The organism is Sneathiella sp. HT1-7, assembly GCF_020731145.1.
Lineage (GTDB): Bacteria > Pseudomonadota > Alphaproteobacteria > Sneathiellales > Sneathiellaceae > Sneathiella.
This window is the reverse complement of record NZ_JAJFZN010000001.1, coordinates 1,013,518-1,033,199: the sequence shown is the minus strand read 5'-3', so window position 1 is coordinate 1,033,199 and position 19,682 is coordinate 1,013,518. Positions and strand designations below refer to the sequence as shown.

Below are 19,682 nucleotides of genomic sequence, written 5' to 3'. Positions count from 1 at the left end.
TTTTATCCTTCTTTTATCTGACCGCAATATTCCCCTAGGTTAACGGACCGCAATACCATTTCCGTCGTTATTTTTTTAATTTTCTGAATTTCTGACGATCCGATCGACGACCATCCCATCCGCGCCTTCACAAGTTCTTCATTGAGTGCATATTGCAGGCAGAGCGAGAGAATTGCATTGGCTTCAAGCTTGATTTTCTCACTCGTCGGCGATTCCCCCGATATCTTGGCGAGTAATATTCCCAACAAGTCATGGATGATATCGACATGCCCCTCCATAAGCAGTTGAAAGCAATCCGTCGGCATTTCTGTTTCCCGCTTGAGCAAGCGCATTTTCCATCTTGTGGACGGTGAAAACGCGCTATCAACAACGCGGGAAACAAACGCGGAGATAAAATCGGCATAGGCTTTTCGGTCATCACGGGCTGCCGTCAGTTGGTTTTCCAACAAGATTGCAAGCCCGACCCGAACAGGTTTCAAATCCAGTATAATCTTTTTGAAGATTGCGCGATAAAGCCCATCCTTATTCTGGAAATGATAGGAAATGGCGGAAAGGTTAACCCCCGCAGCTGAAGCTATTTCCCGCGTCGAAACCGCATCGAACGGCCGTTCAGAAAAGAGTCGGCCCGCGGCTTCTATCATCCGGTCGGAAGCTGTTTGTTTTGTTTCAGGCATCAATTTAGGTCAATCGTTTGAACTGTTCGCAAAGCTAAGCCAAATTAGGCGAAAGCACAAGGATATCCGACGGAGATATATTGAATCAGCTGAGCGTCAAAGGCAGAACAATTTGCGCCTTAGCGCAGATATCCCCCCATGAAGGTCCGGATATTCTTTTCCATTTCCTTATCAAACGCCTGCATCAGCGCCTCTACCTGTGTGAAATAGGTTTTTTCCCGCTGATTGAGCGTAATCCCTTCCGGTACAGATTTCGACCGGGTCGCCTCCGCCGTTACAAAGGCGGAAGAACCCGAAATCTCGGTGATTTTAAGCTCCACCAGAACATGAAAGACGTAAAGCTCCGACTGATCCTTTGTTATCAGCCCTTTCAGACCGGTATCCTTATCCAAGCCCTTTTCAACGGCACTTGCGTCCTTGATGGTGATTGTCGCTATCGCACCGCTGTTCCCAGTTGTCCGCAGACGGTCCCGCACCCAGTTACGCACCGATTGATCAATGGAGACAGGCAATTCATGCTCTACGTGCGGATGCTTGAGCGGCGGCGTAAATTCGTCGACAATCTTGATCTCACCAACATTCAAATACAACGGATTTAAATGCTGAAAGGTTATTTCGGGATATACCGGGTTTGGCGGCGCATCCACGCACCCCAGAAGTGCGGTTGTCATGAGAAGGGATAGGGTTGTCAGAAAACGACGGAGGCCTGCCATGTTACTCTCACCTTTGCGAAGGATTGAACCGGCCCCACTCTATTACGGTCCTTGGACGAAATTCAACCCTCTGTTTCGGGTTGGCCGCGTATTCTGCCGCTAGCTGATATCCTCAACTCGAACTTCGTATTTACTGGAGCAAAACTGGCAATCCGCGGTGATCACACCATCATCTGCCATGTCCTCTAGATCCGCCCCAGCGAAGGTTTTAAGAGTATTCATCACCCGCTCAGCACTACAGCTGCATTGATCGGCGAGTTCCTGAGGATCATAAAGCCAAACCCCATCTTCATGGAACAACTTGTAGAGCAATTCAGCCGATTTAAGACGTGAGCTTGTCAGTTCTTCGGGCGTAATTGTGCCCGCAAGGGCTTGTGCATTGCGCCAGTTTTCCTCTTCCTGGTCCTGATTGAATTCCGTTGCGTTTTCATCCGGCAACCGCTGGATCATCAGGCCGCCAGCACGCCATTTCCCATCAACCTTGGTAACCGCTACGCGCAAGAGCGTGTCGATCTGTTCCGACTTATCGAAATAATTCTCCATACAGTCGGCGAGGCTCTCCCCTTCCAGATCAACAATGCCCTGATATCTTTTATGCTCTTCGCCTGCATCGATGGTAAAGGCCGCATAGCCCTTGCCCAAGTAGTTTTCCACATTCATCGCCACAGCAGAGGAAGTTATGAGATCAAGTTTTTCCTGATCGAAGGATGCGTAACCACGCATATTTCCCGGCGTCGTCATATCCGAGGCAATCATGGAAATCGCGCCATCCCCCTTGGTCTGAACCGTAAATATACCGTCAAACTTGAGCGCACCTCCCAGCATCGCGGCAAGCACAATCCCCTCCCCCAAAAACTGGGCCACCGCGTCAGGATAACCGTGCCGGTTCAGGATCGAATCGACGATACTTCCCATTCGCACGATCCGACCGCGTACCCCGGCCTTGGCCATCTGGAAAGGCTGGATAAGATCATCAGTAATTATTTTTTGACCGTCTTGGGCCATCAGTCTTTTCTCACCAAATTAAAGGAGTATCAGGTGCCGAGGCACCAGCGTAGGACAGCTTTTTGAGCATGCAGGCGGTTTTCGGCCTCATCAAAAATCACCGACTGCGGGCCATCCATGACGTCGGCCGTTGCCTCCTCTCCGCGATGAGCAGGCAGGCAGTGCATAAAGACAGCATCAGCCGCCGCACGTGCCATCAATGCGTCATCCACCTGATAAGGCATCAGCAGGTTATGACGATTGGCAACATCATCCCCCATAGACACCCAAGTGTCCGCGACAATGCAATGCGCATTCGCTGCCGCTTCCGCCGCATCACGAGTGACATGGACATTTGCACCAATTTCCTTAGCCCAGGCGAGTGCTTTCGGGTCTGGTGATAATTCTTCCGGACAAGCGATACGAAATTCGAAATCAAACAATCCAGCCGCATGAATCCAGGATGTGACCATGTTATTACCATCTCCGCACCAGGTAACGATCTTGTCCTTGATCGGCCCGCGCGCTTCTTCGAAGGTCATGACATCAGCCATCAACTGACAGGGGTGGCTCCCGTTTGTCAGGCCGTTTATAACCGGCACAGTCGCATATTCCGCAAGCTCAAGCAGCTTGGAATGTTCATCTGTCCGAAGCATAATTGCATCGACATAGCGCGACAACACGCGCGCGGTATCGGCGATTGTCTCTCCGCGGCCAAGCTGCATGTCATTGCCGTTCAGGACGATGGTATGGCCGCCGAGCTGCCGCATCGCCATATCAAAGGAAACGCGGGTCCGGGTTGAGGGAAACTCGAAAATTGCCGCAAGTGTCAGCCCCGCAAGCGGAGTTTCCTTGTCCTCCGTACCTTTCGGCAGGCCGGCACGCTCTTGCTTAAGCGCAATCCCGTCATCAATAATGTGCCGTACTTCGGCCTTCGATAACTCGTTCAAATCCAGAAAATGTTGTGGCTTAGCCATTTTCAAGCTCCGTGCAGGCTTCATCCAGAAGACCTATAAATTCTGATATCTGTGTATCTTCTATGACCAACGGCGGTAGCAGACGAACCACATTATCGCCCCCCTTCGCTGTTAAAACGCCAAGTTCCAACAATTTGTCGCCGACCTTGGTGTTCTCAACTTTGCATTTCAGGCCAATATGCAGACCTATGCCGCGTATTTCCTCAAGTATATCGGGATGGCGATCAACAACACCGGCAAGTCCCTGCTTGAGGTGATTGCCCATCTGGCTCACATGATCGAGAAAACCTTCCTCCGTTATCACATCGACGACGGCACCCGCCACGGCCATGGCAAGAGGATTTCCGCCGTAGGTAGAACCATGGCTGCCGACCGTCATGGCTTTGGCAACCTTCTCAACCGCAAGGCAAGCGCCGACAGGAAATCCGCCACCAAGCGCTTTCGCGGACGTCAGGATATCCGGGGTGATTCCCGCATGCTCATGAGCGAACAGCTTGCCCGTCCGGCCCATACCGGTTTGAATCTCGTCGAGCATCAACAGCAGGCCATGTTCGTCGCAAAGTTCTCGTAGTGCACGCATGAACTCTGCTTCAACGACCTGAATTCCGCCTTCACCAAGTACTGGCTCAATCAGAATCGCTGCCGTCTCATTAGTGATCGCCGCCTTCACCTTCTCAATATCCCCAACTGGGACATGATCAAAGCCTTTAACCGCCGGGCCAAAACCATCCAAAAGTTTTTGTTGACCCGCTGCCGCAATGGTCGCGAGGGTACGCCCGTGAAAGGAGTTTTCAAAAGCAATGACCCGGTATTTTTCCGGATGACCATTGGCACTGAAATATTTTCGCACCATCTTGAGACCGCATTCGTTTGCTTCGGCCCCTGAATTACAGAAATAAACGGCATCAGCAAATGTCGCATTGACGAGTTTCTCGGCGAGCTCTTCCTGCCCCGGAATACGGAACATATTGGAGACATGCCACACCTTGGACGCCTGATCCGTCAAAGCTGCGACCAACTTCGGATGGGCATGCCCCAGGGCACTCACTGCTATGCCAGCCGCGAAATCGAGGTATCGTCGTCCGTCATTCCCATAGAGATACATGCCTTCCCCTTTTTCAAAGGAAAGATCAGCAGGAGCATAATTTGATAACAAAGCAGGAATCATATGCTTTCTCCACGAAGTGACGGGACATACGGCCAATTTCCGCTGTCAGAAAGCGCGGAAGTATTGACAGGAGACCGGTTTCTGTCAATCAAACTCTTGTGCCAGAGACAATATTTTCAGGCTTTCAGGCGATATCCGCTTTTTATGAGCGCCCAGACGGCAATATAGAGCAAAATGTCCAGCGCCGCGATCGACACGGCACCGACCCAAAGACTGCTGTCTGAGGTCCCGATAAAGCCATATCGAAACCCATCAATCATATAGAAAAACGGATTCAGATGGCTGATCTGGTACCAGACACCAGTAAGTCGGTCGATCGAATAGAAAGTACCAGATAGAAATGACAACGGCATGATAACAAAGTTTGTCATTGCGGCCATATGATCGAATTTTTCAGACACGATCCCCGCGATCATTCCCAGCAAAGACAGCATCAGGCCCGCACCGATGACGTAGTAGATTACTGCCGCCCAGGAATGAATCGAAATATCGATAAGTAACCACATGACAATCCCGACAACCAAGGCCACCGTCAGACCCCGGGCGAGGCCCGACAGAACATACGCCAGCGTTAATTCCGCGGCCGAGAGAGGCGGCATCAGAATATCGACGATATTTCCCTGAATTTTGGATATCAGAATGGAAGAAGAGGTATTGGCAAATGAGTTCTGAATAACCGCCATCATGATCAGGCCAGGCGCCAGAAAATTCGCGTAGGAAACCTCTCCCACATAGCGCTCGCTGCCGCCAAAGGCGAGAGTAAAGATCGCCAGAAACAGGATTGTTGTCATCATTGGTGCCAGCACGGTTTGCAGCGGTACTTTCAAAAACCGGCGCACCTCCTTCCAAAGCAAGGTGATGAATCCGAGCCAATTCACAAGGCCGATCATGGAGCCGATCCGAGTCAGAACGCCCGGCTTCTGCAGGTTACTATGGGTTGTCGTGTAAGAAGTCATGGGGCTTAAATATGCAATTGACCGCGCGCAAGCAAGCACTCAATTGCGAAACCGGCTTTCCTGTCATTCAGCGGCTAGCATCCAGATCACCGCTGCGCTACATAGGTAGGTGAATATAAGAACCACTATCTATTCCGGAGAATAAAAATAATGTCTGTCGAGATCTTCCATAACCCGCGCTGCAGCAAATCCAGACAAACCCTCGCGCTCTTGCAGGAGAACGATATTAAGCCTGTAGTAGTCGAATATCTCTCCTCCCCTCCAACAAAAGAACGTCTTGTGGAAATCCTGAAACAGCTGGATATGAAGCCCCGCGATCTTATGCGAAAAGGGGAGGCAGACTATAAGGACAATAACCTTGGAGATCCATCACTCAGCGATGACGCTCTCCTTCAGGCCATGGTTGATCATCCGAAATTGATTGAGCGCCCCATTGTATTTGCCAATGGCAAGGCACGCATTGGCCGGCCGCCAGAATCGGTTCTTGAAATAGTGTAAGTCAGAATAAGCCTCCGCTATTTCGTCGAAATTTCGCCGCCATCACAACCCGGTGCAGATTCAGCCTTTCCATCAGGAAACTCTGTATATAGAATTAGCGGCAATTCCCGTCTCAGTCTGATATGCCGGGCGTATAAAAAATAATATTGAGGAGAAATCTTATGGCAGACGCCGTTATCGTATCCACCGCCCGAACTCCAATAGGCAAAGCCTATCGCGGTGCTTTCAACAACACCCATGGTGCTGATCTGGGTGGTCATGTTATCAAGCACGCGGTTGAACGTGCTGGAGTAGACCCGGCAGAAGTTGAAGATGTTATTTTCGGTGTCGCAAACCCAGAAGGCGCGACCGGTGGCAACATTGCCCGGCAGGCCCTACTCAGGGCAGGCCTGCCCATTACGACATCGGGCACCACGGTCAACCGTTTTTGCTCTTCTGGCCTGCAGACGATCTCCATGGCGGCGCAGCGGGTTATCGTTGATAAAGTCCCGGTCATGGCCGCCGGCGGGATGGACAGCATCAGCCTTGTCGTGAATGAACATATGAACCGGTATCACGCGCAAAATGAATGGCTATTGGAAAATAAACCCGCCATTTATGATCCCATGCTGAAAACCGCAGAAACAGTAGCAACGCGCTATGGCATCTCCCGCGAGGCAATGGACGAATACAGCTATCAAAGCCAGATGCGGACAGCTGCAGCTCAGGAAGCGGGCCGGTTCGACAAGGAAATCGTTCCGATGACCACGACCAAAGTAATGGTGAACAAGGAAACCGGGGAAACCTTGGAAGAAGAAGTCACCCTTATGCAGGATGAAGGCAATCGGGCCAGCACAACTCTGGAAGGGCTTGCCAGCCTTAAACCGGTTCTGGGTGAGGATTGCTTCATCACGGCAGGTAACGCGAGCCAGCTGTCGGACGGGGCGTCTGCCTGTGTTGTTATGGATAGCAAACTTGCTGAACAGCGGAACATTGAACCCCTTGGCATCTATCGCGGCCTTGTTGTCGCTGGCTGTGAGCCTGATGAAATGGGCATCGGTCCGGTATTTGCGATCCCGAAACTGCTGGAACGCAATGGCCTCAAGATGGACGATATCGGTCTTTGGGAACTGAACGAAGCTTTCGCCGTACAAGTACTCTACTGCCGCGATAAACTCGGCATTCCGAATGATTTGCTTAACGTTGATGGCGGCGCCATCTCCATTGGTCATCCATTCGGCATGTCCGGTGCACGCCTGACGGGCCACGCGCTGATCGAAGGCAAGCGTCGCGGTGCGAAATATGTCGTTGTGACGATGTGCATTGGCGGCGGCATGGGTGCAGCGGGACTTTTCGAAGTCAATTAGGCCCAGCTCTACAATCAAGAAAGCCCCGGAAGTCTAACTAGATTTCCGGGGCTTTTTATTTGATATGCAGCGTTTAGCCTAGCGCGTGGGGATCGGTTCATCCCCGGTGTAATCATAAAAGCCACGGCCGGATTTCCGACCAAGCCAACCCGCTTCGACATACTTAACCAAAAGCGGACAGGGCCGGTACTTGGTATCCGCGAGGCCCTCATAGAGCACCTGCATGATTGCCAGACATACATCCAGACCAATAAAATCGGCAAGCTGGAGCGGCCCCATCGGATGGTTGGCACCAAGACGCATTGCTGTATCAATCGCCCGAACCGAACCGACGCCTTCATAGAGCGTATACACCGCCTCATTAATCATAGGCAGAAGAATTCGATTGACGATAAAAGCCGGGAAATCTTCCGCCGGAGTTGGCGTCTTATCCAAGCGGATGGTAAGTTCCTTGATCGTCTCGAATGTTTCCTCATTCGTCGCAATACCTCGGATCAGCTCGACAAGCTGCATCACCGGCACCGGATTCATGAAATGCATGCCGATGAATTTCTCCGGCCTATCCGTAATCGCCGCAAGACGAGTCACAGAAATGGAAGAGGTATTGGTGGCAATTATCGCTTCAGGTTTAAGTCGCGGACAGAGAGCGGCCAAAATCTTCTTCTTGATTTCCTCATTCTCAGTCGCCGCTTCGATCACCAGATCCACTTCGGATAAATGATCATCATCAGTCACCGTCTGGATATGGCTTAAGGCTTTCGTGATATCGCCCTCAGAGAGCGCACCCCGACCGACCTGACGCCTCAGATTGCGCTCAATCGTTTTTAGAGCCTTATCAAGCTGTTCCTTGGAAATATCCTTAAGAAACACATCAATACCAGCGACCGCCAGGACATGGGCAATACCATTGCCCATCTGACCGGCGCCAATCACACTTACTTTATTTATCATTGCCTAATTCCAAGCATAGAGGTGAGCGTGATCATTACGCCGAAATCCTGACTCATTTGCGCCACTACAGAGCTTCATCGAGCTCTGGCAAGGCCTTGAACAGATCCGCGACAAGTCCGTAGTCGGCAACCTGGAAAATCGGTGCCTCCTCATCCTTGTTAATCGCCACAATCACCTTGCTGTCCTTCATGCCGGCAAGATGCTGAATAGCGCCGGAAATACCAACAGCAATATAAAGCTGCGGCGCAACGACCTTACCGGTCTGTCCAACCTGATAGTCATTGGGAACAAAGCCTGCATCAACAGCGGCGCGACTTGCGCCGACTGCGGCACCAAGCTTATCGGCCACCTTCTCCAGAAGGTGGAAGTTATCGCCGGACTGCATACCGCGACCACCGGAAATAACGATCTTCGCCGATGTAAGCTCCGGGCGCTCCGATTCAGAGAGTTCATCACTAACAAAAGTCGACAGTCCGCTATCTGCGGCGGCACTAGCCGCTTCAACAGAGGCGGAACCGCCTGTTGCTTCCGCTGCCGGGAAATTGGTCGAACGAACTGTAATCACCTTCTTGGCGTCGCCAGACTGCACTGTTGCCATGGCGTTACCGGCATAGATCGGACGAACGAAGGTATCCGGAGAGACAACCTCAACAATTTCTGAAATCTGTGCAACGTCGAGAAGTGCCGCAACGCGTGGGAGAATGTTTTTACCCGACGTCGTCGCAGCAGCAAGAATGCCATCATATCCATCCGCGAGCGAAACGATCAAAGCAGCCATATTCTCGGCCAAGGCGTTCGCATACAGAGCATCTTCAACCAGCAGGACTTTGGCGACACCAGCGACTTTCGCCGCTTCGTCTGCAACAGCCGCGCAGCCATTTCCGGCGACCAGCACATGAACATCGCCACCCAACTTGGTTGCGGCAGTAACTGCGTTTAAAGTTGCGGCACCCAACGCTTCATTGTCATGATCAGCAAGAACAAGAACAGTCATTAGATAACCCCCGCTTCATTTTTCAACTTGTCGACCAGCTCCGCGACAGATTCTACCATTACGCCAGCTTCACGTTTCGCCGGTTCTTCCACTTTCAACGTCGTCAGACGTGGCGCGATATCAACGCCAAGATCTTCCGGTGTTTTTTCATCAATCGGCTTTTTCTTCGCTTTCATGATGTTCGGCAGGGACGCATAGCGGGGCTCGTTCAGGCGAAGGTCCGTTGTCACCACAACCGGCATTTTCAGATCAATCGTCTGCAGACCACCGTCAACTTCGCGGGTGACTTTCGCCGTGCCGTCTTCAAGGCTGACCTTGGAGGCAAATGTACCTTGCGACCAACCCAGAAGAGCAGCCAGCATCTGGCCTGTCTGGTTGGAGTCATCATCAATCGCCTGCTTACCAACAATAATAAGGTCCGGCTTTTCTTCTTCTGCCACGGCCTTCATCAGTTTCGCAACGCCAAGCGGTTCCACCATTTCATCGGTTTTGACAAGAATGCCCCGGTCGGCACCCATCGCAAGCGCAGTCCGCAGGGTTTCTTGGGCGGCTTGTGGGCCAACGGACAAGGCGACAACTTCCGTTGCGACACCAGCTTCGCGCAGGCGAAGCCCTTCCTCTACAGCGATTTCATCGAAGGGGTTCATGGACATTTTGACATTTGCGAGGTCTACACCAGTCTTGTCCGCTTTAACACGGATCTTAACGTTGTAGTCCACGACACGTTTAACAGCGACGAGAACTTTCATGGATCGGTCTACTCCAGGGTCATAGTTTTTTCACATCCGACGAAAGCCCGTATTCCGACGGTATGAATTTCAGGTTATTAGATACGTTGTTTCTACTCTTATTCGGCAGTGCACAATAAATAGCTAATGACTATCTGTCAATTCGCCGAAGCAGGACATTTTAGCACAGTTGAAAGATGTCTATTTCCGGCCAAAATTTACCAGAAAAGGTCACCTATTTGCGCCCGGCACCCACAGAACGTCCTCCACCCCCTTGTTATTGAGGTAACGGCCCAGAACAAACAGAAAATCAGACAGTCGATTGATGTAGGCGATGGCAACAGGATTGAGGATGTTCGAATCGCCAAAAGAGATCATCCGCCGTTCCGCCCGCCGGCAGACTGTCCGCGCCAAGTGCAAATTTGCAGAAGCAGTCGATCCGCCCGGTAGAATAAAAGAGTTGAGCGGTGAAAGTTCTGCATTGAGGCGATCAATTTCCTTTTCCAGCCGTTCAACCTGTTCCAGTGCAATCCGGAGGGGAGGATATTTCGGATTTTCCTGTTCAGGCGTACAAAGATCAGCCCCAAGATCGAAGAGATCGTTCTGGATACGCGCGAGCATCTCATCCGCTTCCCCAGACACATGAAGCCGGACGAGGCCAATCACGGCATTGGTTTCATCTACATCACCATAGGCCTCGACCCTTGGATCTGTCTTGCTCACCCGGGCACCATCGCCCAGCGAGGTTTTTCCCTTATCTCCGCCACGCGTATAGATTTTGGTCAGTTTTACCATGTGCTGCCTTCGCCTTATACGTTTAACTACCAGTATTCACGATCCAAAACCCGATCAACATGAGGACAACAGCTATTGCCTGCATCAGGATGCGCAAACGCATCAGTTTATTCCCATAGCGGCGATTGAACTCGCCCCCCCGGGCGAAAGTCAGCACGCCGAATAACAGAACCAGAGCTGTTGCGACAACGGCGGCGAGAATGAAATAATTGATCATGAACGGTCCGATCTGTCATATAGAAATGCAGCAGTCAAAACTACATCGTTACACCTTATATGGACAGGAACTCTAATGGAAGCAACCCGAGATGTTGTGATTGTCGGCGGTGGAGTCATCGGCTCCGCCATTGCATACTTCCTTAAGGCCACGCCGGGGTTTTCCGGCACTGTCACCGTTATCGAAAAAGATCCAAGTTATGAATTTGGCTCCACCGCCCGCTCCTGGGGAGGTGTCCGGCAACAGTTTTCAACGCCGGAAAATATCCAGATGTCTCAGTACACGCAAGAATTCCTGGGGCAGATATCAAGTTTACTTGGAGTAGATGATACCCCGGTTGACGTCAGCTACCATGAACAGGGCTATCTCTTTCTGGCGGAAGATCGTCATATTCCACGCCTGTACAGCAATAATGCCATCCAACGAGGGCTTGGCGTCAATGTCGGCCTGCTGGACGCAGATGATCTTGCAAGGGGGTTTCCCTGGATGAATGTCACTGATCTCGCCGGGGGATCCTTGGGCCTTTCCGGGGAAGGCTGGCTCGATGCCTACAGTCTTAATCAGGCGTTCCGGAAGAAAGCAATTTCCCTCGGGGCCTCTTATATGGCGAAGGAGGTTGTGGGACTTGACGGTGACAGAAACAAGGTATCCGCCGTTCTTCTTGCAGATGGCACACGCATTCCTGGAGGTTATATTGTTGACGCGGCGGGCCCGGCCGCGGCGATAGTCGCCAAATGGGCGGGCATTGATCTACCTGTTCGATCCCGGAAGAGATTTGCCTATAGCTTCAGCTGTCGAACGGAAATTACCGGCTGTCCTTTGATCATTGATCCAAGCGGCGTGCATTTTCGCCCCGAAGGGCATCAATTTCTAGCGGGCTGTTCGCCCGGGCCGGAGAATGATCCCGATTGCACAGATTTCAATGTTGATTACGGATGGTTCGAGGAACATATCTGGCCGGTTCTGGCACATCGTGTTCCCGCCTTCGAGGCCATCAAGCTCGAAAACGCGTGGGCCGGACACTACGCCTATAACATTCTAGACCAAAATGCCATTCTGGGATCGCATCCCGACGTCACCAACTTCTATTTCGCCAATGGTTTCTCCGGCCATGGGCTGCAACAATCACCCGCCGTTGGACGTGCCATCGCCGAGTTAATCACATTCGGAGAATACCGCAGCCTCGATCTAAATCGCTTCTCCTTCTCTAGGCTGGTGACAGGAGAGGCTATATCAGAGCATAATATCGTTTAACTAAATCAATAGGACAAAGAATGCCGATTATCAGAATTGAAATGTTTGAAGGACGGGATCGGGAGACCAAACAGAAGCTGGTCAAATCAATGACCACAGAAATGGCTCGAATCACGGGTTGCAGTGAGGCAAGTGTCCATGTGGTGATCAATGATGTTTCCAAGGAAGATTGGAGCATTGGCGGAGAACTCGCAGTCACTAAATTCCCAGACTAGATCAACCGACTGAGGAGACGAGGTGCAGAATATTTTCATTGTCGCGCTGCTAATCCGCATCTGGCACCATTTCAAGGATCAGCATTGCCTGCGCATGGCGACGGCCCTGAGTTATCAAACTCTGCTCGCAATCGTGCCGCTGGCAGCTGTAGTCTTTGCCCTCTTCACCGCGATCCCGGCATTCACGCACCTGAAGGTCAAGCTGACAACGCTTTTGTTCAATAATCTGCTGCCTTCAAAAATATCAACGGTCGATGCCGTACTCAATGACTTTGCTGTCAATGCGAGCCAACTGACTTATTTCGGTCTTGCGGGTATCGCGATTACCGCACTTATGCTGATGTCCAGTATCGAGGAAATATTCAGTCAGATCTGGCAGGTAGCGGCAACACGCAATCCGTTTAAACGGCTGATGACCTATATATTGATAACGCTGATTGGGCCCATTGCGGTCGGCTCCAGCCTGACGCTCATAAACTGGGTGATCGATATCAGCGAGGAAGCAACGGGATTTGAGGTGAAAGGAGCCTATTCCCTACTCAGCGAAGTCATGCCCATGTTGCTCCCCTTCATCATACTATTTGTCCTGTATCGCATCGTACCGGCTTGCGATGTGAAATGGCGCCATGCCTTCATCGGTGCCGGAATTGCAACCGCGCTTTTCCTTTTTGGAAAATTTATGTTCAAGCTTTATCTGGAATTCTTCCCGTCCTATGAGGTCGTTTATGGCGCTATGGCGGCCATTCCGCTCTTTCTGATCTGGCTTTATGTCAGTTGGGGGATTGTTCTGTTCGGCGCGACCATTGCCGCCGTCCTCGGCTTTGAATTCACTGCTGATATGGAAAAACGGTAGACTGGCGAGCCTCAACGAAAAAGGAACTACCGGAAGCGCCCTAAACAGACCGCTTCCGGCTAAACTTTTTAATTCGCGCCTTCTAGCAGACGGCGGGCAATGACCTGCGCCTGTATTTCACCGGCACCTTCAAAGATGTTTAGAATACGCGCATCACAGAGAACCCGGCTTATCGGGTATTCGAGGGCAAAGCCGTTGCCGCCGTGGATTTGCAGGGCGTTATCCGCCGTGCTCCAGGCAACGCGGGCACCAAGCAATTTAGCCATACCCGCCTCAAGGTCACAACGTCGGCCTTCGTCTTTCGCACGGGCAGACGCATATGTGAGCTGACGCGCCATCATGATTTCCACAGCCATCCAGGCAAGCTTACCGGCAACACGCGGGAATTTGATGATGGGGCGAGCAAACTGAACGCGGTCCAACGAATAACGAAGTCCAAGTTCCATGGCGTTCTGCGCCACACCGAGGGCACGGGCCGCTGTCTGAATACGGGCACTTTCGAATGTCTGCATCAACTGCTTGAAACCGTTACCCTCTTCTTCGCCGAGCAAATTTTCCGCCTTGATCTCGAAGTTATCGAAACCAAGCTCATATTCCTTCATCCCGCGATAGCCGAGAACCTCGATCTCTCCACCAGTCATACCATCGGCCGGGAAATCCTCCTCCTCGGTCATGTGAGGCTTTTCCGCGAGGAACATGGAAAGACCTTTATAGCCCGGCTCATCAGGATTGGTGCGCACCAGCATGGTCATGACATCCGCACGCGCCGCATGGGTGATCCATGTCTTGTTGCCTGTGACTTTATATACATCACCGTCCTTCACAGCGCGGGTTTTCAAAGACGCAAGGTCGGAGCCAGTGTTGGGTTCCGTGAAGACAGCCGTCGGCAGTATTTCGCCTGTTGCAATCGGGGAAAGCCATTTTTCCTTCTGCGCGTCGGTACCGCCTGTCAGGATTAGCTCTGCCGCAATTTCAGAGCGTGTTCCTAGCGATCCCACTCCGATATATCCACGGGAGAGTTCTTCTGACACGACACACATGGACATCTTGCCAAGACCAAGGCCGTCATATTTTTCTGGCACAGTCAGGCCAAAAACACCAAGTTCCGACATTTTCTCGACCACTGGCATCGGGATCAACTCGTCCTTCAAATGCCACTCATGGGCATAGGGCATCACCTCTTCATTGGCGAAACGGCGGAATTGATCCCGAATCATCGAGAAGGTTTCATCCAGTCCCGGATCGCCGAAATGACCAGTGTCCATTCCGTCGGCTATCAGTTCAGCAATTCTTTCCTTAACCGCCGCGCTATAACCCGATTCAAGAAGCGTCAAGACGTCTGCCGTCTTGAATTTTGCGATCGCGGCGTCATCCAGACCTAGGTCCTGCGGGCGAATAATTTCCCCGAGAGACATGGGAATACCGCCGGTGATCTGGCTTAGATACTCGCCGAAGCCCGCCTGCAGGGTGAGCTGTTCCAACTCTCCATATTTACCTTCCGATGCAAGATGGCGTGACCAATTCAGGGTTTCGCGCAAAGCCTCCACGTAGGTTGCGAGCCAGGCAAGGCCGTGGGTAGCGTATTGATTGGCCTCAACCAGCTCCGCGCTGATCCGGCCATTGCTGCCGCGGGTCATATCCGCGACGGCCATGATCGCCTGCTGCTTGAAAGATTCAGCCGCGCCAAGCGCTGATTCGCATAGGCCATCCAGCCCGTCCAACAAGATTGTGCCGGACGTTTCAGTCATTTCAGACATTGTCATTATTATTTTTCCTTTTGATTACGGCTTGCGCTTACTCGTTACCGGCTTCAATCGCATCCTCGATCGTTCTCAGACCCGGATACTTCGACGAAACCAACACAGCCATATTGCCCGGTTTATGCTTATTATTCATCATTTTTGTATGCGCGCGCGGGATATCATCCCAGGAGAAAACCTCTGACATACAGGGATCAATACGCCGCTCTACAACCAGGTTATTTGCCTGCGAAGCCTGCTTCAGATTGGCAAAATGACTACCCTGGATACGTTTCTGGCGCATCCAGACAAAGCGGGCATCCATTGTCAGATTAAAGCCCGTCGTGCCCGCACAGAAAACGACCATACCGCCCCGCTTGACCACGTTACAGGAAACCGGAAAAGTCTGCTCTCCGGGATGTTCAAACACGAAGTCAACGTCATTACCTTTACCGGTAATTTCCCATATGGCCTTGCCGAATTCGCGTGTTTTCTTCATATAATCGCCGAAGCCTTCACCGTTCACTGTCGGCAGCTGGCCCCAGCAATCAAAGTCCTTGCGGTTAAGAACGCCTTTCGCGCCGAGCGACATCACAAAGTCGCGCTTGCTTTCATCGGAGATAACGCCAATGGCGTTAGCACCCGCGGCAGCACAAATCTGGATCGCCATGGAACCGAGACCGCCTGACGCCCCCCAGATCAGAACATTATGGCCAGGACGCAGGATATGCGGCCGATGACCGAACAGCATGCGATAAGCAGTCGCGAGGGTCAGCGTGTAACAGGCGCTTTCTTCCCAGGTCAGATGTTTCGGGCGCGGCATCAACTGGCGGTCCTGCACGCGGGCGAACTGGGCGAAGGAACCATCTGGCGTTTCATAGCCCCAGATGCGCTGGCTCGGCGAAAACATGGGATCGCCGCCATTACATTCCTCATCATCCCCATCATCCTGGTTACAATGAACAACGACTTCATCACCAATCTTGAAGCGCTTCACCTTGTTGCCGACCGCATAGACGACGCCGGAGGCATCCGATCCCGCAATATGGTAGGGCTGCTTATGATAATCGAACGGGGAAATAGGCTCACCAAGGGCTGCCCAGACACCGTTATAGTTGACGCCGGCCGCCATAACCAGAATCAGCACGTCATGGCTATCCAGTTCCGGCGTTTCCACGACTTCCACCTGCATAGCTTTTTCAGGCTCCCCGTGACGTTCCCGGCGGATCGCCCAAGCATACATCTTGGAGGGGACATGGCCGAGCGGGGGAATCTCTCCTACTTCGTAGAGATCCTTAATCTCACCTGCCGGCGTTTCATTTCCTGCTTCAGACTGCGCAGAAGCTTGCGTATTTGACATCAAAAACATCCCTCGTATTTTGTGTGTAGTCTACTGTATAGGGCGTTAGTCTTTAGAAATTGCAAATTCCTTATCCGCCTTCATATATCGCATTGCATCAAAAAACGAAACGGAGACCTTTACATTAGCCCGGTTTATGAGAAGATTACTGACCTTTGTCCAGATAACAAGTTTTTTTTGCGCTGCAACACAAAGTTATGTTATTACGTGCGACATTAAAAACACGTAACAACCGAACTTATAAGACTATAAATACGAAAGATAATTATGGCACAAGACAAGACGGACGCCGTAAAATCCGGCACACCGAAGAAAGATCGCCCGTGGTTGTTCCGCACCTATTCCGGCCATTCTTCCGCAAGTGCGTCGAACGAGCTTTATAAAACAAATCTCGCACGTGGCCAGACTGGTTTGTCAGTCGCCTTCGATCTGCCAACCCAAACCGGTTATGATTCGGATCACGTCCTGGCCCGGGGAGAAGTTGGCAAGGTGGGTGTACCCATCTGCCATCTCGGGGATATGCGCACCCTGTTTGATGATATTCCACTTGAAAAAATGAACACATCGATGACGATCAATGCGACCTCTGCCTGGCTTCTGGCACTTTATGTCGCGGTTGCCGAGGAACAGGGCGCGGACGTGTCCGCCCTGCAGGGCACTGTTCAAAATGACATTATCAAGGAGTATCTTTCCCGCGGAACCTATATCTTTCCACCCAAACCGAGCATGAAGCTGATTACCGATGTGGTAAGCTACACCTATCAGAAAATGCCGAAGTGGAACCCAACCAACGTCTGTTCCTATCATCTGCAGGAAGCGGGCGCCACTCCGGTGCAGGAACTATCCTTTGCACTCGCCACCGCTATCTCGGTCCTAGATGCAGTGAAAGAAGGCGGGCAGATCAGCGCAGAGGATTTCCCTGCTGCCACGGGAAGAATCAGCTTTTTCGTCAACGCCGGCATCCGTTTTATTACTGAAATGTGCAAGATGCGCGCTTTCGTCGATCTTTGGGACGAAATTCTGCGCGACCGCTATGGTGTTGAGGATGAGAAGTTCCGTCGATTCCGCTATGGCGTACAGGTAAATTCGCTCGGTCTGACAGAACAGCAGCCGGAGAATAACGTTTATCGCATTCTCCTTGAAATGCTGGCCGTGGTCCTTTCGAAGAATGCGCGGGCGCGTGCCGTTCAGCTTCCCGCTTGGAATGAAGCGCTCGGTCTGCCCCGTCCTTGGGATCAGCAATGGTCCTTGCGTTTGCAGCAGATTGTGGCTTTCGAGACCGATTTGCTGGAGTTTGGCGATATATTTGAGGGATCGACTGAGATTGATCGTAAGGTTGAGGAATTGAAGATCGCCGCGCGCGCGGAGTTGAAGCTTATCGAGGAGATGGGTGGCGCCGTTGCCGCCGTCGATACGGGCTACCTGAAGGAAAGCCTGGTGAATTCCAACACGAACCGCGTCCAGTCGGTAATTACCGGTGACTTACCTGTCATTGGCGTGAACAAATTCACCGAGTCCGCCCCCTCTCCACTCACGCAGGAAGCTGATGGCGGAATCATGACCGTCGATCCAGCCGCAGAGGCAGAGCAGATTGAGCGATTGCAGGCCTGGCGCACGGATCGGGACGAGACCGCCGTGGCAAAAGCACTCGACGCCTTATCGAAAGCGGCAAGGGAAGGGCAGAATATCATGCCCCCCTCCATCGCCGCCGCCAAGGCTGGCGTTACCACAGGCGAATGGTCCGAAGCACTCCGTCACGTATATGGGGAGTATCGTGCACCGACAGGTGTCGGTTCTGCAGTTTCCAACGCCGAAAACGATATTCTGGAACCGGCGCGCGAGAAAGTCGCAGCGGCGGCGGCAGCACTTGGGCGACCGCTCAAGGTTCTGGTCGGAAAACCCGGTCTGGATGGCCATTCGAACGGCGCGGAGCAAATTGCCGTGGCAGCTCGCGACAGCGGAATGAACGTAGTCTATGAGGGCATCCGCCTAACGCCGGACCAGATTGTCACCGCTGCCCGGAACGGCACGGTCGATCTTGTCGGCCTTTCCATTCTGTCCGGATCTCACGTCCCACTCGCGACCGAAGTTTGTGAGAAGCTACAGGCCGCCGGTATGAATGACATTCCTGTCGTAGTTGGCGGGATCATCCCACCAGAAGATATAGACAAGCTTAAAAAAGCGGGCGTAAGTGCGATCTATACGCCAAAGGATTTTGATATGGCTGGTATCGTCATCGACATGGTCGACATGATCATGAAATATGAGGATGTCGCCTGATCAATGCATTAGCGGGAGATTCGCGGAAAAGCGCCGAAAATTAACCATAATCGACCATTTTCCGCACCTCTTCCGGCTGGTAACCATATTCTCGTAAAGATTTGATTGTTGCATCCTTATCACGTTTTGACAGGCGACGCCCCTTCGTATCCGAGATCAATCCATGATGAAAATAGGTCGGCGTTGGCAGGTCGAGCAGGGCCTGCAACAACCTATGAATATGTGTTGACGGGAACAGGTCCTGACCCCGTATTATATGGTTAACACCCTGAATTGCATCGTCAAATGTCACCGCCAAATGATAGCTGGTCGGGGTATCCTTCCGGGCAAGAACGACATCTCCAAATGGTACCGGGTCGCACTGGATGAAGCCCTTGCCCATTTCTTGAAACCGCAGCGTCGATAACCCCACTTCCGCAATCGCATTAACCATATTTAGCCGCAGCGCATAAGCGTCACCACGGGCGAAGCGCGCCTGCCGTTCGTCTTCCGCCAACACGCGGCAAGTCCCCGGATACTGGGGCCCTTCCGGCCCATGCGGCGCTGAATTACTACGATTGATTTCGGCTGCGATTTCCTTTCGGGTGCAAAAGCAGGGGTAAATCAGGCCACGATCACTCAGCTTTTCCAGGAGCACCGCATAATCCTCAAAATGTTCGCTCTGGCGGCGGACTGGCGGATCCCAATCAAGGCCTAACCATGAGAGATCTTCATAGATCGCATCTTCAAATTCCGGGCGACTTCGGTTCTGGTCAATATCTTCCATGCGGAGAAGGAATCGTCCCCCGCTCTCTCGCGCCGCCTTCCAGGCAAGAGAAGCGGAATAAACATGTCCAAGATGGAGAAAACCGGTTGGGCTCGGCGCAAAACGCGTTATAGTTACCATATAGTTAACAAGGGAGTGATTCCGAAAATAAATCTCTAATACGCGTAAAATTTTATCTGTTTTTCTTGTCAGCCGCTAAGGCCGACGCTAGCCT

The 19,682-nt window shown here is 52.0% G+C and carries 20 protein-coding genes; 6 read left to right on the top strand and 14 right to left on the bottom strand.

Annotated features, from left to right (window positions below; translation table 11 throughout):
* Window positions 1-2: 2 nt before the first annotated feature.
* The 6 genes from LKE13_RS05005 to LKE13_RS04980 all read right to left on the bottom strand — a co-directional run bounded on the left by LKE13_RS05005 (window position 3) and on the right by LKE13_RS04980 (window position 5,472).
* Window positions 3-674, bottom strand: coding sequence for a CerR family C-terminal domain-containing protein (locus LKE13_RS05005; protein ID WP_227948735.1), 672 nt, complete (start codon window positions 672-674; stop codon window positions 3-5).
* A 119-nt stretch (window positions 675-793) separates the two neighbouring features.
* On the bottom strand, window positions 794-1,387 hold the full coding sequence (locus tag LKE13_RS05000; protein WP_227948733.1) for a hypothetical protein: 594 nt from the start codon (window positions 1,385-1,387) through the stop codon (window positions 794-796).
* Window positions 1,388-1,486: 99 nt separating this feature from the next.
* Window positions 1,487-2,392: an Hsp33 family molecular chaperone HslO gene (locus LKE13_RS04995; protein ID WP_227948731.1), complete on the bottom strand. Its 906-nt coding sequence runs from the start codon at window positions 2,390-2,392 to the stop codon at window positions 1,487-1,489.
* 29 nt (window positions 2,393-2,421) lie between these two features.
* Complete coding sequence (gene argF, locus LKE13_RS04990; RefSeq protein WP_227948729.1) at window positions 2,422-3,348, bottom strand: ornithine carbamoyltransferase; 927 nt, start codon at window positions 3,346-3,348, stop codon at window positions 2,422-2,424.
* On the bottom strand, window positions 3,341-4,516 hold the full coding sequence (locus LKE13_RS04985; protein WP_227948726.1) for an aspartate aminotransferase family protein: 1,176 nt from the start codon (window positions 4,514-4,516) through the stop codon (window positions 3,341-3,343). Before LKE13_RS04985 ends, argF begins: the two co-directional genes overlap by 8 nt.
* A gap of 116 nt (window positions 4,517-4,632) precedes the next feature.
* Complete coding sequence (locus LKE13_RS04980; protein WP_227948724.1) at window positions 4,633-5,472, bottom strand: ABC transporter permease; 840 nt, start codon at window positions 5,470-5,472, stop codon at window positions 4,633-4,635.
* A 150-nt stretch (window positions 5,473-5,622) separates the two neighbouring features.
* Between LKE13_RS04980 and arsC the strand changes: the two genes are divergently transcribed.
* On the top strand, window positions 5,623-5,970 hold the full coding sequence (arsC, locus tag LKE13_RS04975; RefSeq protein ID WP_227948722.1) for an arsenate reductase (glutaredoxin): 348 nt from the start codon (window positions 5,623-5,625) through the stop codon (window positions 5,968-5,970).
* Window positions 5,971-6,131: 161 nt separating this feature from the next.
* Window positions 6,132-7,316, top strand: a complete 1,185-nt coding sequence (locus LKE13_RS04970) for an acetyl-CoA C-acyltransferase (RefSeq protein WP_227948719.1) — start codon at window positions 6,132-6,134, stop codon at window positions 7,314-7,316.
* A gap of 78 nt (window positions 7,317-7,394) precedes the next feature.
* On the opposite strand, the gene LKE13_RS04965 is transcribed toward LKE13_RS04970, so the two are convergent.
* The 5 genes from LKE13_RS04965 to LKE13_RS04945 form a co-directional block, all read right to left on the bottom strand.
* Window positions 7,395-8,267 carry a 3-hydroxybutyryl-CoA dehydrogenase gene (locus LKE13_RS04965; protein ID WP_227948717.1) on the bottom strand — a complete coding sequence of 291 codons (873 nt, stop codon included), beginning with the start codon at window positions 8,265-8,267 and terminating at the stop codon, window positions 7,395-7,397.
* 64 nt (window positions 8,268-8,331) lie between these two features.
* Entirely contained in the window at window positions 8,332-9,261 is a 930-nt protein-coding gene (locus LKE13_RS04960; protein ID WP_227948715.1) for an electron transfer flavoprotein subunit alpha/FixB family protein, read from the bottom strand.
* Window positions 9,261-10,010 (bottom strand): electron transfer flavoprotein subunit beta/FixA family protein, encoded by a 750-nt coding sequence (locus tag LKE13_RS04955; protein ID WP_227948707.1) that lies wholly within the window; start codon window positions 10,008-10,010, stop codon window positions 9,261-9,263. The genes LKE13_RS04960 and LKE13_RS04955 overlap by 1 nt, the downstream gene beginning before the upstream one ends.
* 210 nt (window positions 10,011-10,220) lie before the next feature.
* Window positions 10,221-10,784 carry a cob(I)yrinic acid a,c-diamide adenosyltransferase gene (locus LKE13_RS04950; RefSeq protein WP_227948705.1) on the bottom strand — a complete coding sequence of 188 codons (564 nt, stop codon included), beginning with the start codon at window positions 10,782-10,784 and terminating at the stop codon, window positions 10,221-10,223.
* A 22-nt stretch (window positions 10,785-10,806) separates the two neighbouring features.
* The gene (locus LKE13_RS04945) at window positions 10,807-11,001 is read right to left on the bottom strand and encodes a twin transmembrane helix small protein (RefSeq protein WP_227948703.1); all 195 of its coding nucleotides are present in this window, start codon (window positions 10,999-11,001) and stop codon (window positions 10,807-10,809) included.
* 75 nt (window positions 11,002-11,076) lie between these two features.
* Here LKE13_RS04945 and LKE13_RS04940 point away from each other — a divergent pair, with 75 nt between their 5' ends.
* The 3 genes from LKE13_RS04940 to LKE13_RS04930 are packed head-to-tail and all read left to right on the top strand — an operon-like array spanning window position 11,077 to window position 13,323.
* Window positions 11,077-12,255, top strand: coding sequence for an NAD(P)/FAD-dependent oxidoreductase (locus LKE13_RS04940; RefSeq protein WP_227948700.1), 1,179 nt, complete (start codon window positions 11,077-11,079; stop codon window positions 12,253-12,255).
* 20 nt (window positions 12,256-12,275) lie between these two features.
* Window positions 12,276-12,470 carry a 2-hydroxymuconate tautomerase gene (locus LKE13_RS04935; RefSeq protein ID WP_227948698.1) on the top strand — a complete coding sequence of 65 codons (195 nt, stop codon included), beginning with the start codon at window positions 12,276-12,278 and terminating at the stop codon, window positions 12,468-12,470.
* 22 nt (window positions 12,471-12,492) lie between these two features.
* Complete coding sequence (locus LKE13_RS04930; RefSeq protein ID WP_227948695.1) at window positions 12,493-13,323, top strand: YihY family inner membrane protein; 831 nt, start codon at window positions 12,493-12,495, stop codon at window positions 13,321-13,323.
* Window positions 13,324-13,391: 68 nt separating this feature from the next.
* Here LKE13_RS04930 and LKE13_RS04925 read toward each other — a convergent pair whose 3' ends face one another.
* The gene (locus tag LKE13_RS04925; RefSeq protein WP_415776500.1) at window positions 13,392-15,080 is read right to left on the bottom strand and encodes an acyl-CoA dehydrogenase family protein; all 1,689 of its coding nucleotides are present in this window, start codon (window positions 15,078-15,080) and stop codon (window positions 13,392-13,394) included.
* 37 nt (window positions 15,081-15,117) lie between these two features.
* On the bottom strand, window positions 15,118-16,422 hold the full coding sequence (gene ccrA / locus LKE13_RS04920; RefSeq protein WP_227948690.1) for a crotonyl-CoA carboxylase/reductase: 1,305 nt from the start codon (window positions 16,420-16,422) through the stop codon (window positions 15,118-15,120).
* Window positions 16,423-16,689: 267 nt separating this feature from the next.
* Between ccrA and LKE13_RS04915 the strand changes: the two genes are divergently transcribed.
* A complete protein-coding gene (locus tag LKE13_RS04915; protein WP_227948688.1) occupies window positions 16,690-18,702 on the top strand; it encodes a protein meaA in 2,013 nt (670 codons plus the stop codon).
* Between the two features lie 40 nt (window positions 18,703-18,742).
* Here LKE13_RS04915 and gluQRS read toward each other — a convergent pair whose 3' ends face one another.
* Window positions 18,743-19,588 carry a tRNA glutamyl-Q(34) synthetase GluQRS gene (gene gluQRS, locus LKE13_RS04910; RefSeq protein ID WP_227948686.1) on the bottom strand — a complete coding sequence of 282 codons (846 nt, stop codon included), beginning with the start codon at window positions 19,586-19,588 and terminating at the stop codon, window positions 18,743-18,745.
* Window positions 19,589-19,682 lie beyond the last annotated feature (94 nt).

What these genes read in the sequence shown, in the direction of transcription:
- LKE13_RS05005 (WP_227948735.1), bottom strand. Translation starts at nt 674, where the DNA reads ATGCCTGAAACAAAACAAACAGCTTCCGACCGGATGATAGAAGCCGCG.
- LKE13_RS05000 (WP_227948733.1), bottom strand. Translation starts at nt 1,387, where the DNA reads ATGGCAGGCCTCCGTCGTTTTCTGACAACCCTATCCCTTCTCATGACA.
- LKE13_RS04995 (WP_227948731.1), bottom strand. Translation starts at nt 2,392, where the DNA reads ATGGCCCAAGACGGTCAAAAAATAATTACTGATGATCTTATCCAGCCT.
- argF (WP_227948729.1), bottom strand. Translation starts at nt 3,348, where the DNA reads ATGGCTAAGCCACAACATTTTCTGGATTTGAACGAGTTATCGAAGGCC.
- LKE13_RS04985 (WP_227948726.1), bottom strand. Translation starts at nt 4,516, where the DNA reads ATGATTCCTGCTTTGTTATCAAATTATGCTCCTGCTGATCTTTCCTTT.
- LKE13_RS04980 (WP_227948724.1), bottom strand. Translation starts at nt 5,472, where the DNA reads ATGACTTCTTACACGACAACCCATAGTAACCTGCAGAAGCCGGGCGTT.
- arsC (WP_227948722.1), top strand. Translation starts at nt 5,623, where the DNA reads ATGTCTGTCGAGATCTTCCATAACCCGCGCTGCAGCAAATCCAGACAA.
- LKE13_RS04970 (WP_227948719.1), top strand. Translation starts at nt 6,132, where the DNA reads ATGGCAGACGCCGTTATCGTATCCACCGCCCGAACTCCAATAGGCAAA.
- LKE13_RS04965 (WP_227948717.1), bottom strand. Translation starts at nt 8,267, where the DNA reads ATGATAAATAAAGTAAGTGTGATTGGCGCCGGTCAGATGGGCAATGGT.
- LKE13_RS04960 (WP_227948715.1), bottom strand. Translation starts at nt 9,261, where the DNA reads ATGACTGTTCTTGTTCTTGCTGATCATGACAATGAAGCGTTGGGTGCC.
- LKE13_RS04955 (WP_227948707.1), bottom strand. Translation starts at nt 10,010, where the DNA reads ATGAAAGTTCTCGTCGCTGTTAAACGTGTCGTGGACTACAACGTTAAG.
- LKE13_RS04950 (WP_227948705.1), bottom strand. Translation starts at nt 10,784, where the DNA reads ATGGTAAAACTGACCAAAATCTATACGCGTGGCGGAGATAAGGGAAAA.
- LKE13_RS04945 (WP_227948703.1), bottom strand. Translation starts at nt 11,001, where the DNA reads ATGATCAATTATTTCATTCTCGCCGCCGTTGTCGCAACAGCTCTGGTT.
- LKE13_RS04940 (WP_227948700.1), top strand. Translation starts at nt 11,077, where the DNA reads ATGGAAGCAACCCGAGATGTTGTGATTGTCGGCGGTGGAGTCATCGGC.
- LKE13_RS04935 (WP_227948698.1), top strand. Translation starts at nt 12,276, where the DNA reads ATGCCGATTATCAGAATTGAAATGTTTGAAGGACGGGATCGGGAGACC.
- LKE13_RS04925 (WP_415776500.1), bottom strand. Translation starts at nt 15,080, where the DNA reads ATGTCTGAAATGACTGAAACGTCCGGCACAATCTTGTTGGACGGGCTG.
- ccrA (WP_227948690.1), bottom strand. Translation starts at nt 16,422, where the DNA reads ATGTCAAATACGCAAGCTTCTGCGCAGTCTGAAGCAGGAAATGAAACG.
- LKE13_RS04915 (WP_227948688.1), top strand. Translation starts at nt 16,690, where the DNA reads ATGGCACAAGACAAGACGGACGCCGTAAAATCCGGCACACCGAAGAAA.
- gluQRS (WP_227948686.1), bottom strand. Translation starts at nt 19,588, where the DNA reads ATGGTAACTATAACGCGTTTTGCGCCGAGCCCAACCGGTTTTCTCCAT.